Here is a 14,305-nt window from a genome sequence, read left to right on the forward strand (position 1 = left end):
GTAAGCCGGATTTTTTCGGTCATTTTAGATTAGATTTTTTTACACTTTAAAGAATACGCCGATATGGATTTGATTTATTTATTCAAATCACTACTGAGGAGAAAATGGTTAATCATCATCAGCACTTTTATAGCGGTGCTGGCGGCTTTTTTGTTAACCCTCAACCAGGAAAAACTGTACAAGTCTGTTTCCCAAATTGCTACCGGGTACACCATGAGTGACCAGGTAAAACTTAAAGATGAAAGCTTCAACGTGTATGAAATTGATGTAAAATTCAACAACGCTGTCGAGGCCATCAAGTCACCCCGTGTATTAGGCATGACCGGTTATAGCCTCATGCTGCATGACCTGGAAAACCCTGACAAACCCTACAGGGTACCCTCTGTAGAGGATCGTAAAAACCCTGTCTATCGTAAACTTAATAGACAGAAGGCAATAGAAATCCTCAACAAAAAATACAACGAAGAGAAATTGCTCAGTTCTTTCGATCCCCAGGAAAGGGACATCCAGGAACTGATGATGATATATAAATACGATCTCGAAACAATGCGCAATGTATTGTACGTAGGTCGGGTACAAAGAACGGACTATATCGATATTCAGTATCGCTCTATCAATCCGGAGCTGAGTGCTTATATCGTGAACCAGGTCGTAACTGAATTCATGCGCAACTATGAATCCAGCCGTAACCAGCAAACTGTTCAGAACATCGAAACGCTGAAGAAACTGGTAGACCAGAAGCGTGAGGAACTGGATGGCAAGATTGGTAACATCAAAACAATGGGTACCCTCGATGCCACTGTGGAAAGTTCCAACACACTGGAACAGATCTCCAACTTCGAAAGCAGACTCGCTGATGAAAAGGCAATCCTGAACAGTGCACAACTGGCCAGCCAGCAGGTGACCCAGCGCCTGTCTGAAATGGAAAGCACCAGCACACAAAATGCAGCATCTACCAATAGCTCTAATTCAGAGCTGGCCACCCTGCGTGAAAAAATGAATGATGCCTCTAATGAATACCAGAGCAAAGGCGGGAGCGATCCGGAACTGTATAACAAATACAAAAAGGCGAGAAACGATTATTCTTCCAAACTGATGGCCATTGCTTCTGCAGCTCCCAGTGCCACCAGCCCGGGTACCACCAGGGCAGACCTGCAACAGAAGAAAAGCGACCTGGACCTGCAGGTAAGATCTACCCAACAAAACATTGCTTTTTACGAACAAAAGATCAGACAGCTGAATGGCACTATGGGCGCTGCTGCGTCAAGAGGTGCAAACAACCTTGCGCTGCAGAAAGAAGTAGAACTGGCACAACAGGAATATGAAAGCATCAAATCCCGTTACGATGCAGCGGTGAACAACAAGATCGCACCGATGGATAACTTCCACCAGATCCTGTATGGTCAGCCTGCGGTTGAACCTGAGCCTTCCAAACGTATCATTATTGTCGCAATGGCTGGTATGGCCGTAGCGGTGTTCTGCTGTATCCTCATCATCTTCCTGGAATATATTGATGTGAGCATCAAGACTCCGACCCAGTTCCTGCGTATTCTTGAACTGAAACTACTGGGTGTAGTAAACAGGATCAACCTGAAGAAAACACCACTGGAAGAGATCTTTACCGATCCAACCCTTAAACAACATGATACGGCTGCTTTCCGGGAACTCCTGCGTAAACTGCGTTTTGAAATGGAGCACAGTGGTAAGAAGATCTTCCTGCTTACCAGTGGGAAACCGGGCGAAGGTAAATCTACTATTCTGAAAGCACTGGCATATAGCTTAAGTCTGAGTCATAAGAGAGTATTGATTATTGATACACAGTTTCCACATAATTCACTGACACAGGAATTTGAAGCAAAGCCCGTGTTGGAGAGTTTTAATTCTAATGAATTTAATTCCGGACAGATCGCAGACCTCATCTCTCCTACCACCATGCCCAATGTATTTATCATTGGTTGTGAAGGTGGCGAATATACGCCTGCTGAAATACTGAAACCGGGCAACCTGCTGGAATACCTGGGTGCACTTACCAGGGAATATGATTACATCCTGCTGGAAGGTGCTGCGTTGAATGAGCGTGCAGATAGTAAAGAACTGATGCAGTATGCCGATACCATCATTACCGTCGTATCTGCAAGATCAGGTGTGAACCAGACAGATAGGGAGACTATTTCTTTCCTGCATAGTCTGAATGGTAAGTTCAGTGGTGCAATATTAAACTTTGTTGAACCCGAAAATATAGATCTATAATGAGCACAGCGAAACCCGGCAACAGGCTGGCGTGGATAGATTACGCGAGGGGCATTGCCATCATACTGGTACTGTACCGTCATATCTTTGAGGGCATTAGCCGCTCAGGTGTGGAGGCTTCACAGTTTAAGTGGCTGGAAAATGCAAACATCATTTTCTACAGTTTCCGTATGCCCCTGTTCTTCATCCTGTCTGGTGTGTTCATTGGTAAAAGTCTGGCAAAGAGAGGGATGAAGAGCCTGATCGTTAATAAATTCAACATCCTGCTGTATCCATATCTCTTATGGTCCGCATTGCAGATCACCATTCAAATCTGTCTGAGTGGACTGGTGAATGCAGACAGGGGTTGGGCGGATTACGGGTATATTTTTATATACCCCCGCCGCATCGATCAGTTCTGGTACCTCTATGCATTATTCAATGTAACAGTGTTGTATATACTCACGAAAGAAAAATTGCGGCTGAAGATCTGGCACCAGCTGTTGATCGGTTTGGCTGCTTATATGTACAGCAGTTATGTCTCCGTACATCATATTGATCTCGGCTTTATTTACGACATCTGTCACTTCTATATCTTCTTCGCCATCGGCGAACTCGTTGCGGATCAGATATTGGATAGCACTAAGTATCCCCTGTATGGCAGCTGGGGATTGTTTGCCGCCCTCCTGCCCTTCTTTGCCGCAGGCCAGTATTACTTCCTGATGACGAATTTAGAGATGAAGTACAATCTTTTTGTAGAAGAACATCAACCTTTATTATTTGCGCTCATCGCGCTCGTGGGTTGTGCATTTATGATCAATATATCATTCCTTTTACAGCGCTATGGCAGTGTAAAGCTGCTGCGGGTAGCAGGATTCCATTCACTTTACATTTACGTTTCTCATGTGTTGGTCGCATCTGCAGTGCGTATGTGCCTGGTAAAAGTGTTTCACATCACCTACCTGCCAGTGTTGTTAGTGATCTGTTTATGCTTTGCCGTTGTGATCCCCATCCTGCTATACAAGGCAGCTATGCGCGCAGGTGCATGGTGGCTGTATAGCCTGGAAAAGCCCATGGAACTTAAATTAAGCTAAAAAATGAGCAACCCAAAATACACCTACTGGCTGAAATCCGGTATCTACAGCGGATTACAGAAAATCGCCGTACTCCTGTTCGGGATCGGCAGTGTGCTGGTATTAACCCGCTCACTGACCAAGTCTGACATGGGCGTATGGAACCTCTTTCTCGTATATACCGGTATTATCGAGATCATAAGACAAAGTCTGATTAAAAACGCTGTGATCAAATACATCAATGGTCACGCTACGGAAGAACACCCCCATATACAGTCTGCTGCTCTGTACCTCAATATTGTGATCACAGTCCTGATCGGTATCCTGATCGCGGCCTTTATCATTCCCGTGAGCAAGCTATTGCAGGCCCCCCCATTGGCGATGGTGATGTACCTGTTCCTGCCCGGTTTATTGTTGTTAGTTCCCTTCTCTCATTTTGAATGGGTACAGAATGCCAATGCTGACTTCAGGGGCATTTTCTGGGGATATTTAAGTCGTCAGGGTACAAGTTTTATTTTGATCGTCGCGCATTTACTGATAGATCATAATATTACCCTTACCCACCTCATCCTCTACTTCGATGCAGGTTTGGTATGTGGCACCATCGTATCCGGCTACTTTGCCCGGAACTTTGTGACCCGTCAGATTAAGTATCATAAGGAATGGTTCACCAGGCTTTGGACCTTTGGTAGATGGGTGTTTGGTACGAACGTGAGTTCTTCTTTGTTCCGTAATACGGATACATTTATTATATCTTCTTTTTTAGGAACCCCATCAGTTGCCTTGTACAATGTATGTTTGCGTATATCCAATCTGGTAGATGTGCCTTCGCAGGTCTTAGGTGATATTTTATTTCCTAAGACGGCGAAGATGATGGAAGACGGTAACATCGAAATGGTGAAGTACTATTATGAAAGAGCTGTAGGTACAATTCTCGCAATCGCAGTACCCGCCAGCCTTGCTATTGTATTGTTACCCAGGCTGGTGATCGGCATCATCGCAGGTCAGGGATATATGGAAGCGGTACCTATTTTGCAGATAACTATATTTTATGGCCTGTTTCTGCCCTTCATCAAGCAGTTTGGCACTATTATGGATTCAATTGGCCTGCCCAAACTGAATTTTTATGTAATCACTGTAACGGCTATCTGTAATATATTCATCTGCATGTTCTATACCCGGCAGATGGGACTGATGGGCGCTGCTTATGGTACCATGACCTCATATGGTATCTGCTTCATTATCACGCAGACCATACTGTACCGTAAGCTCAATACCAGCTTGCTCAATGTGGGAAAATATATGCTGCAATTCTACCCGGAAGCGATCTCCGTGGTACAGCAACGTTATTTACTAAAATGGAAAGCCAGATGATCAGGAACAGGGATATAATCGTAGTAGGCTTACAGCCCTGGGATATTAAGATCGGGAGTAACTGTAAGAACATGGCGCAGGAACTGTCACAATACAACCGTGTATTGTACGTAAACAGGGCACTGGACAGGATCTCTGCCATCCGATCCAGCGACGACGAAATGGTGCTGACCAGAAAAGCAAGCCTCCGTGGCGACACCAACGATCTGAAGCCTGTCTCTGCTTCGCTCTGGACCCTGGATCCACGCACCGTATTGGAATCTATCAACTGGATTCCCGTGCCATCGATCTTTGACAGGATCAACTTAGTCAACAATAAAAGACTCGCCCGCGAAATCAACCAGGCAGCTAAGCGACTGGGATTTAACGATGCGTTGTTGTTTATCGATAATGATTTTTTCCGTGCACAGTACCTGCCTGAATTGCTGGAAGGTGTAAAGGAAACGATCTACTATATCAGGGATAACCTGACCAGTCAGCCATATTTCAAAAAGCATGGCGTAAGACTGGAACCATTGCTCATGCAGAAAGCTACGATGGTCGCTGCCAATTCAGCTTACCTCGCAGCGTATGGTGCAAAGTATAACAAAGCATCTTTTGATATCGGACAGGGTTGTGACTTCGGTTGGACGAAAGAAGAATATCCGCCGTTCAAAGATTTCAAAAGCCCTGTGATCGGGTATGTAGGTGCATTGATCAAATCCCGGCTCAACATCTCATTGCTGGAACAGATTGCTAAACAACGTCCTGAATGGACACTGATACTGGTTGGTCCTGAAGACGAGGCATTCCGTAACAGTTCACTGCATCAGTTGAAGAACGTACACTTCATGGGTGCCCGTCATGGAGGGGAACTTCCATCATGGCTCAGCACTTTTGATGTATGTATCAATCCACAGGAGCTCAATGAGATGACCATTGGTAACTATCCCCGTAAGATAGACGAGTACCTGGCACTGGGCAAACCGGTGGTAGCAACAGATACGGTAGCGATGCAAATCTTTGCACCTTATGTATATCTCTGCAAGACAGCAGATGACTACATCATAAACATCGACACCGCCCTGCAGGAGGGTGATAACACCGAACTGCAGGAAGCAAGAAAAGCCTTTGCATTTTCACATACCTGGGAACAGTGTATTGCATTAATGGGGGCATACCTTGAACAAACTCAAAACGTAGAAGCATGAAAGATAACAGGTTTTCAGACGATCGGTTATTAGAGATCACCGTGACACTATTCATTGGCTTCACGTTGTTATTTCTGGCATTAAAAGTTTTATTCTTCTAAGATATGCGACCATCACTCATCACAGGAGCAGCACCTCTGCGAGGGTCCGGTTTACTGCACAAGCCCCTGGCCTTTGCCGCTGTGTTAGTAGTAGCCATCGGCATCAGCCTGCTGGTGGGCTACGTAGATTACCGTATAGGTATGATCATCGCAGCAGGCTTAATAGGAGTCATGGTCACACTGATCTGTCTGTTCAATACCCATCTGGGGTTTCTGATTACTACGGTAGTGGGTTTCTTTATGTTTTACATTAAGCGCATGTCTGACGATACCCTCCCCATGGGTGTGGCTGTCGATGTACTGACAGCGGTGACCTTCATCGGCGCTTATTATAAAAAGACGATTCATAAGCAGCGCATCTGGCAGTATATGAAGAATCCTGTTTCTTACATGTACATCATGTACCTGGGATTTCTGCTCATCGAATTGTTCAACCCCTCTATGTATTCAGTATCGGGGTGGATATTTACCGTGCGCAAGTTTGTCAACTTCGTGATGATCTATTTTATCGGCCTGTTCACTTTCAACAGTGTCAAAGATGTAAAAGATTATCTCAAACTCTGGTTATTCCTGTCCGTACTGAGTGGTGCCTATGGCTGTTTTCAGGAATGGTTTGGGTTACTGGGCTTTGAAGAGCACTGGGTAGTAAGTGATCCGGTGCGTTACAGACTGTACTTCCAGGGTGGTGAGATCAGGAAGTTCTCTTTCCTCTCCGACCCTACTGCTTATGGTATATTGATGGCGTGCAGCGTGGTATTTGCCATTGTACTGGCCATGACCACACAAAAGCCAAAGCAACGTAACTGGCTCATAGTGGGCATTATCATTATGTGCCTGGGCATGGCCTTTTCCGGTACGCGTACGGCTTACTTTATGATACCCGGTGGTCTGGCTATCTATTTTCTGATGACCATCACAAACCGTAGAACATTGCTGTTCATGGCAGGGTTCTTTATGTTTATCGTGGTGCTCATGTTCGGCCCATTTTCCGGCAATAATACAGTGAACCGTATACGTACGTCCTTTCACCTCAAAGATGATGAATCGATGAATGTGAGGGATGAAAACAGGCATCACATACAACCTTATATACTGCGGCATCCTATCGGGGGGGGGGTAGCCACTTCCGGGGTATTAGGTATACAGTACAATCCAGGCCATCCGCTGGCAGGTTTTCCACCGGACAGCGGTTACCTCCGAACAGCACTCGAAACGGGCTGGATCGGGCTAATAATCACAATGACGCTATTCTTTGTCACCCTCCTCGTAGGCGTAAAAGGATATTACCAGGCCAGGACCCGGGAGGTCAGGGCGCTCTATGTAGCCATTGTGACAGGGTTATATGCCTACATCATCGCGCACTATGCACAGGTGGCCATCGGGCAGATACCCGGCGCATTCTTCTTTTATAGCGCCATGGCCATCATCGTAAAAATGAAAGATTTCGAAACACCTTCTCATAAAAATTCAGACCAAGCAAAAACTATAACAACATGAAACAGCACATCAGCGTCCTTTTAATTTTCCTCTCTACAGCTCTCACAGTGAGCGCACAAAACAAGACATTGCCTTCTACCCCTTCCAAAGATGTATCAGCAGAAGACATCCAGGAAAAACTGGTACAACTCGCGTACGAGAATCCAGATCTAAAAGTTAGAGTATACGAAAAACAAAGAGCAGAATATGAGCTCAACAAAGCAAAGGGTAACTGGCTGAATTATGTAACCCTCAGTGCAAACTTCAATGATGTAACACTGGGGCGCTTCAAAAACTCCGGCGACTATCGTGCACAGGTGTACTATCCGCTCTGGAACGTGGGTGTGAATGTACCATTGGGTTCACTGGTTGGTAAAGGCGCTGATGTAAAAGTAGCCAGGTCGAATGTAAACATTGCTTCTGCGCAGGAAGAATCAGCCAAAAGACAGATCAAAGCAATGGTATTGTCCAAATACCACGACTACCTGATGAACAAACAATTGCTGGCAATGCAGAACGAAATCACTGAAGATGATTTTGCAGCATTCACACAGGCAGAAAGCAAACTGGCTGCAGGTAGCATTTCTTACGAATCATATACCTCCGCATCACAGCAGTATAACAATGACAGAACCAAGAAGCTGAATCTGGAAAGAGACCTGGCTAATGTAAAGCTGGAAATCGAAGAGCTGATCGGTGTGAAGCTGGAGACTGTTATTGCCCAGTAACCCGGGCTCATTCATTTAAAATAATTTTTTGTCATGGTAAAAAGTACCACTACAATTGTTGCACTTTTGTTCGTAATGTGCATACAAACAGTGAACACATATGCGCAGCACCGAATGGACAGTATACTTATTCCGGTAAATCCCTGGAATAAAATAGGGGCATTGCTGCAGCTCCCGGACGATTATAATAAGTCCAAAAAAGAATACCCGCTGATCGTTTTTCTGCATGGAAAAAGCAAATCAGGACATGACCTGTCTAAGTTATATCTTGAAGGCATTCCTTACTGGATCAATAATGGGGAGAAAATAGAAGCTGTAAATCCCGTTGATGGTAAACTGTATAAATTCATTGTTGTTGCGCCACAAGCGCCTAGTTGGGGACTGAAACCAGCAGAAATCAAACGCCTGCTGGACGATATAGAGAAACATTACAGAGTAGATCGTTCCAGGATATACCTCACTGGTTACAGTGCAGGTGGCTGGGCGACGGTGATGGCAATGACGGATAATGCGAAGCTGTCTAATCGTATTGCAGCAGCAGTACCCATGTCGGTAGCGACGATTGATGTAGCGAATATGAAACGTTTTAAGCTGGTTGCAGATGCGAATATCGCCACCTGGTACATGGCAGGGACAGATGAACCGCATTTTCTGGAGGAGTGTGAACGGTATAAGGATAGTACGAACTCTCATAAGCCAAATCTGGCTAAGCTAACAATATTGGATGGATTTGCACATCATACATGGAAAGCACTGTATGATCCTAAGAATAAACAGTATGGTATGAGTATTTATGAGTGGATGTTGCAATACAAAAAGTGATAAAAAAGGCCTGCGGTACACCGCAGGCCTTTTCTCATTCAATTAACTTTTATAAACTTACTGGTTAGTTTCATCGAATTACCATCCGTTATTTCAAGAATATACAGCCCGTTTGCTAAACCACTTACATCAAAGGTTTTCATCACGGTATTCGTGGTACCCATATAATAAGTACCCTTAATATACCCGTTGCTGTTAAATATTCTTACAATAAGATTGGCCGCCTCTTTCACCACCAGCTTCAGGTTGAGAGAGGTACTGGCAGGATTAGGATATACCTGTATTGTGACTTCGCTGTCATCCACAGCCGCAGTCTTGCCATTCACATACACCGATACTTCGTCGGTGGAGGTAGCGCCATATGTGTCTGTCACGGTAAGACGAAAAACATAAGTGCCTGCCTGTGAGAATGTAATTACCGGTGTTTCAGAAGCAGGATTCAGAATGGTCGCCGAACCAGCAGTTCCACTCACCAATTCCCATTTATAAGAAGAGATATAATTTGTAGTAGTAGATCCGGCACCCGTCAGTGTCACGGTATTCACCGTTGGCAGGGTGATGGTCTGATCTGCGCCCGCATTGGCCACAAGGCTATTGTTGCTGGCAGCTTTCACAATTACATTGATATCATCGGTAGCAGTTGCCCCATCATCATCAGTCACTGTGAGTCTGAATACATAAGTACCCACATAAGAGAGCTGATTGATATCTGTCTTCGCAGCAGTAGAAGACGGTACAGATGCCGTAGCCGGTCCTGATACCTGTGTCCATTTGTAAGATACGATTGTGCCATCACTGTCAGTAGAACCCGAACCATCTACGGTGGTGTTGTTCCTAGGCATGGTGATGGTGATATCGCTACCCGCATTCGCTACAGGTGCTTTATTAGCAGCAGGTGTAGAAACAGTCGCAGCCTTTACCGTAATGGTTACATTGTCAGTAGCAGTGGCGCCATCATCATCAGTAACCGTCAATGTGAACACATAGCTACCTGCTGTAGTCAGTTTTGTTACCACCGGAGAAGCAATAGTAGCGCTGCTCAGTGTCGCCGTCACAGGGCCGGAAGCCTGTACCCATTTGTATGCATTGATTGTACCATCGCTGTCAGTAGAACCTGTACCATTCAATGTTACAGTAGCAGTAGGCAGAGTAATGGTCTGGTCAGCACCGGCATTGGCTGTAGGCGCTTTATTCACGGCAGCGGCAGTTACAGTAATGGTTACCTGGTCAGTAGCAGTCGCGCCGCCATTATCTGTCACCGTTAGTGTGAATACATAGGTGCCTGCAGTAGACAGGTTAGTAATCACAGGAGAAGCAATGGTTGCACTGCTGATAGTGGCCGTAGCCGGACCAGATGTCTGTACCCATTTATAAGTACTGATCGTACCATCGCTATCTTTAGAGCCAGTACCATTCAGCGTTACAGTTGCAATAGGCAATTGAATGGTCTGATCAGCACCTGCATTGGCAGTGGGTGCAACATTCGCAGCCTTTACCGTAATGGTTACATTGTCAGTAGCTGTCGCACCATCATCATCAGTAACAGTCAGGGTGAATACATAAGTACCCGCAGTTTTCAGGTTAGTGATCACCGGCGACGCAATAGCTGTATTGCTGATTGTAGCAGTGACAGGTCCTGAGGGCTGTACCCATTTGTAAGTTTTGATAGAACCATCAGTGTCTTTGGAACCTGTACCATTCAGGGTAACAGTGGTCGTAGGCAGGGTGATGGTCTGATCTGTACCGGCGTTGGCAGTAGGTGCTACATTCGCAGCATTCACTGTAATGGTGACAGCATCCGAAGCGGTAGCGCCATCATCATCCGTCACAGTCAGTGTAAATACATAGGTACCTGCAGCAGTGAGTTTTGTCAATACAGGCGAGGCAATGGCCGCACTGCTGAAAGTGGCAGTTACCGGACCGGAAGTCTGAACCCATTTGTAAGTTTTAATGGTACCATCACTATCAGTAGATCCGGTACCATTAAGTGTAACAGTTGTAACGGGCAAAGTAATGGCCTGGTCAGCACCTGCACTGGCAGTAGGCGCTACGTTTGCTGCAGTACCGGATGCATATTCATCGGCACCTACATCGTATGCGCTGCCTTGTGGGCGGGCGTTGCCATCTATATCAATTTTGAAATAAGCGCTTAGATCCTTCCCCTGATCGATGGCAGGAGAACCCGCTGCCAGGTGGAAATTCTTATTAGCCGCATCTACAAACTTCACAGTCGCAGCATCCGGATAGTTCAGTCCATTTGCAGATGTGTATGATATACCGGATTGAATAGTCAGGTATGCGAGTGCTCCTCTCGAAGCCAGAGAACCAGGTTTTACCGCAAGGTTGTTGACAAACAGGTTGCCGGTACCATCGGTACCATTTGTATTCTGCATACGGATCGCATCTCTGCCTGAGTTGACGATGGTGTTGTTCATCACATACACCTGCAGTGGTGTGTAGTTCTGTTTGGTAGGGCGGTCGTCGATGAAGATCGCATCCTGACCTGTGCTGGTACCATCTATACCACAATCGCTGAGAATGTTGTTGTAAACGTAGCTCAGACCCGTACCGAATATTTCAATACCGTTACCGGTACCTTTGATCACCGTGTTGTTGTACACCTTACCGTTGGACTCACCACCAAGGATGATACCCGCCTGCTGGCTACCTTTATTTTCAACACCGTAGTTAGATACCTTATTATTATAGATCTCTACATTCTCAGGTGCGGAAGCTACCTGGATACCATCCCAACCGGTATTGGCGGTGATGACGTTGTAAATTTTCAGGTTATAAATGCGTGGAGGTAATAAGGTGGTAGATACACCGTTGCAGGTGGACGTTTCTCCATTGGGCGCAGTGTTACCAATGTACATACCTTCACCGGTTACATCGTGTATATAAAAATCATGCAGTTTTACATTTCTGATAGAGAAAGTTGGATACTGGTTGTTGACATCGCAATCTGGGTTTACTTTTGCCATCACCCCTACTTCAGAGCCGGTGATTTCAAAGTGATCCGCTTCATAATCGGTACATCCCTTGCTGATACCAAGACCTACGTTCAGTTTCTTGCTCACACCGTCTACACTAAAACCGTAGGTGTCAGAACTACCTGTACCCGTTACTTTGAAATACTTGGCATTGTTGAATACAAAACCATAGCTACCACCATTCCCTATTTTTACCTGGCCACCGCAGTTGATGAATACAATTGGTTTGGCAGTGGTACCGGTGATGTTGAAGAACTGGATGTAGTCGTAACTACCTGACTGGATACATACAGTATCACCTGGTTGAACACCCAGGTTGTTACCATTAATATATGCACCGCCATCCGTACCTGGTGTAATGAGGAACTTGCAACTGGCGCAGGCGGTCTTGCCACCGGTAGCGGCATTTACGGTTACGGTGACTGTTTTGCTGCTGCTACCTGTAGTGTTCTTCACGGTCAGTGTAAACACATAGGTGCCAGCTATCAGGTTGCTGGCAGTGATCTTCGCAGTGCTGGTGCTGCTCAGTGTAGCAGTAGAAGGACCTGAAGTTTGTGCCCATGTATAACTGGTGATGGTACCGGTAGAAGAAGAACCGTCTAAAGCAGTGCTGTTGGTAGGTAATGTAATGCTCAGGGAAGCAGAAGCCACTGCTGCCACCGGAGCGGCAGTGGTAGCGGCATTCACTACTACCGTCACTGTTTTGCTGCTACTACCTGTAGTGTTCTTTACGGTCAGTGTAAACACATAGGTGCCAGCTATCAGGTTGCTGGCAGTGATCTTTGCAGTGCTGGTACTGCTCAGTGTAGCAGTAGAAGGACCCGAAGTTTGTGCCCATGTATAACTGGTGATGGTACCGGTAGAAGAAGAACCGTCTAAAGTAGTAGAATTCGTAGGCAGTGTCAGCGTAATGCTGAATGCTGCTACAGCTGCTACGGGAGTGGCTGGATTCACCACTACTGTTACAGTTTGTGAACTACTTCCTGCAGAATTTGATACAGTTAGTTTAAACACATAAGTGCCGGCAACGAGGTTGCTGGCAGTAATCTTTGCAGTGCTGGTGCTGCTCAGTGTCGCTGTAGATGGACCTGAGGTTTGCGTCCATGCATATGTAGTGATGGTACCGGTAGAAGTGGAACCATCTAAAGTAGTACTATTGGTTGGTAAGGTTATGGTCAGGCTGGAAGATGCTACGGCGGCTACAGGAGGGGATATGGTAGAAGATGCGGTGTTGCGGCTGTACTGCAACATCCATTCGTAAATGTTAGGATTCTGGTAAGTGTGGTTGGGATCATATGCTTTGTCCCAAACATTATCGCTGTGTGTACCACCGCTGTATTCGGTAGCAATAGGAGTGATAGATGGACTACACGCCTTCATATCAGCGATGTAATCACGTTGGTTGCCAATAAAGCTGTCGCTGGTGCCACATAGCATCCATACAGCAAGTTTGCTGCTGGCGACATTACATAGTCCTGCAAATTTATTTGCATCAATTGCTGCTGAAGACACAGGTACGATAGCAGCCAGGTTATCTGAATAGGTTGTTCCGGACGCGATGTAATTTAATACACCATAACCACCGGCACTTAACCCGGTCAGGTAAATACGGGATGCATCTACTCTGTACTTTGATTTAATATCATTCAGTACACTTTGCACCATGGTCTCACTTGCCCATCCATTGGTGATTTGCGGAGATACCACGATAAATTTAAACAACTTTCCATTGACTGTATACTGCATCTTTGCACCGTTTGCAATCATCTTTGGTACACCATGCGCTAATACAGCGTTGACATCAGTTCCCCCCTCTCCTACGCCATGCAGGAAAATTATAAGAGGATAACTGGTCGATGTACTGTTGTAATCATCCGGTAAATGCAGCCAGGCACCTGTAGTTTGGCTGGTGCCTAGTTTTACAGTAATGGCAGTCTGGTCTCCCTGGGCTTTGGATACATAGGGATACACAGATGCAGTTAATAACAGACAGGCACATATCAGTAGCCTGACAATAGGTAGGTTCTTCACGTTTGGTTAAAATTTAGTAGCGTTTTACAATAGCCGACGTTTTTCTTAATAATACATTGTTTCGATTTTATGTGTCTCAATCGTCCCGGGCAAAAATAGGATACAAATTTGTTTTTCAACAAAAAAAACAAATATAAAGTATTAAATAATTTATATTTATTAAATATACGTAACACTTTGAAGAAAAACAAGATGTACTTTAATCTTCCCCTCTATTTTTTTTGATTTAATTCCATGCTAAAAATGTTATCCATTTTAGCTGAGACACAGGGATCATTTTAACTGTTT

Annotated in this window: 8 protein-coding genes; 7 read left to right on the top strand and 1 reads right to left on the bottom strand. The window is 45.3% G+C overall.

Translation table 11 applies throughout. The annotated features are described in order from the left end of the window. Positions 1 to 63: 63 nt before the first annotated feature. From QQL36_RS25265 to QQL36_RS25295, 7 genes are all read left to right on the top strand, one after another. Entirely contained in the window at positions 64 to 2,250 is a 2,187-nt protein-coding gene (locus QQL36_RS25265; protein ID WP_321567178.1) for a GumC family protein, read from the top strand. Further along, the gene (locus tag QQL36_RS25270; protein WP_321567179.1) at positions 2,250 to 3,323 is read left to right on the top strand and encodes an acyltransferase; all 1,074 of its coding nucleotides are present in this window, start codon (positions 2,250 to 2,252) and stop codon (positions 3,321 to 3,323) included. The genes QQL36_RS25265 and QQL36_RS25270 overlap by 1 nt, the downstream gene beginning before the upstream one ends. Positions 3,324 to 3,326: 3 nt before the next feature. Further along, entirely contained in the window at positions 3,327 to 4,676 is a 1,350-nt protein-coding gene (locus tag QQL36_RS25275) for a flippase (protein ID WP_083725379.1), read from the top strand. Further along, complete coding sequence (locus tag QQL36_RS25280) at positions 4,673 to 5,866, top strand: glycosyltransferase (protein WP_321567180.1); 1,194 nt, start codon at positions 4,673 to 4,675, stop codon at positions 5,864 to 5,866. Before QQL36_RS25275 ends, QQL36_RS25280 begins: the two co-directional genes overlap by 4 nt. A gap of 104 nt (positions 5,867 to 5,970) precedes the next feature. Continuing rightward, on the top strand, positions 5,971 to 7,464 hold the full coding sequence (locus QQL36_RS25285; protein ID WP_321567181.1) for an O-antigen ligase family protein: 1,494 nt from the start codon (positions 5,971 to 5,973) through the stop codon (positions 7,462 to 7,464). Further along, positions 7,461 to 8,171, top strand: a complete 711-nt coding sequence (locus tag QQL36_RS25290) for a TolC family protein (RefSeq protein WP_083725375.1) — start codon at positions 7,461 to 7,463, stop codon at positions 8,169 to 8,171. Before QQL36_RS25285 ends, QQL36_RS25290 begins: the two co-directional genes overlap by 4 nt. 114 nt (positions 8,172 to 8,285) lie before the next feature. After that, positions 8,286 to 8,993 (top strand): prolyl oligopeptidase family serine peptidase, encoded by a 708-nt coding sequence (locus tag QQL36_RS25295; RefSeq protein WP_179091199.1) that lies wholly within the window; start codon positions 8,286 to 8,288, stop codon positions 8,991 to 8,993. Positions 8,994 to 9,031: 38 nt separating this feature from the next. Here QQL36_RS25295 and QQL36_RS25300 read toward each other — a convergent pair whose 3' ends face one another. Continuing rightward, on the bottom strand, positions 9,032 to 14,017 hold the full coding sequence (locus tag QQL36_RS25300; protein WP_321567182.1) for a PKD domain-containing protein: 4,986 nt from the start codon (positions 14,015 to 14,017) through the stop codon (positions 9,032 to 9,034). Positions 14,018 to 14,305: the final 288 nt, after the last annotated feature.

Source organism: Chitinophaga sp. LS1 (assembly GCF_034274695.1).
GTDB lineage: Bacteria > Bacteroidota > Bacteroidia > Chitinophagales > Chitinophagaceae > Chitinophaga.

What these genes read in the sequence shown, in the direction of transcription:
- QQL36_RS25265 (WP_321567178.1), top strand. Translation starts at nt 64, where the DNA reads ATGGATTTGATTTATTTATTCAAATCACTACTGAGGAGAAAATGGTTA.
- QQL36_RS25270 (WP_321567179.1), top strand. Translation starts at nt 2,250, where the DNA reads ATGAGCACAGCGAAACCCGGCAACAGGCTGGCGTGGATAGATTACGCG.
- QQL36_RS25275 (WP_083725379.1), top strand. Translation starts at nt 3,327, where the DNA reads ATGAGCAACCCAAAATACACCTACTGGCTGAAATCCGGTATCTACAGC.
- QQL36_RS25280 (WP_321567180.1), top strand. Translation starts at nt 4,673, where the DNA reads ATGATCAGGAACAGGGATATAATCGTAGTAGGCTTACAGCCCTGGGAT.
- QQL36_RS25285 (WP_321567181.1), top strand. Translation starts at nt 5,971, where the DNA reads ATGCGACCATCACTCATCACAGGAGCAGCACCTCTGCGAGGGTCCGGT.
- QQL36_RS25290 (WP_083725375.1), top strand. Translation starts at nt 7,461, where the DNA reads ATGAAACAGCACATCAGCGTCCTTTTAATTTTCCTCTCTACAGCTCTC.
- QQL36_RS25295 (WP_179091199.1), top strand. Translation starts at nt 8,286, where the DNA reads ATGGACAGTATACTTATTCCGGTAAATCCCTGGAATAAAATAGGGGCA.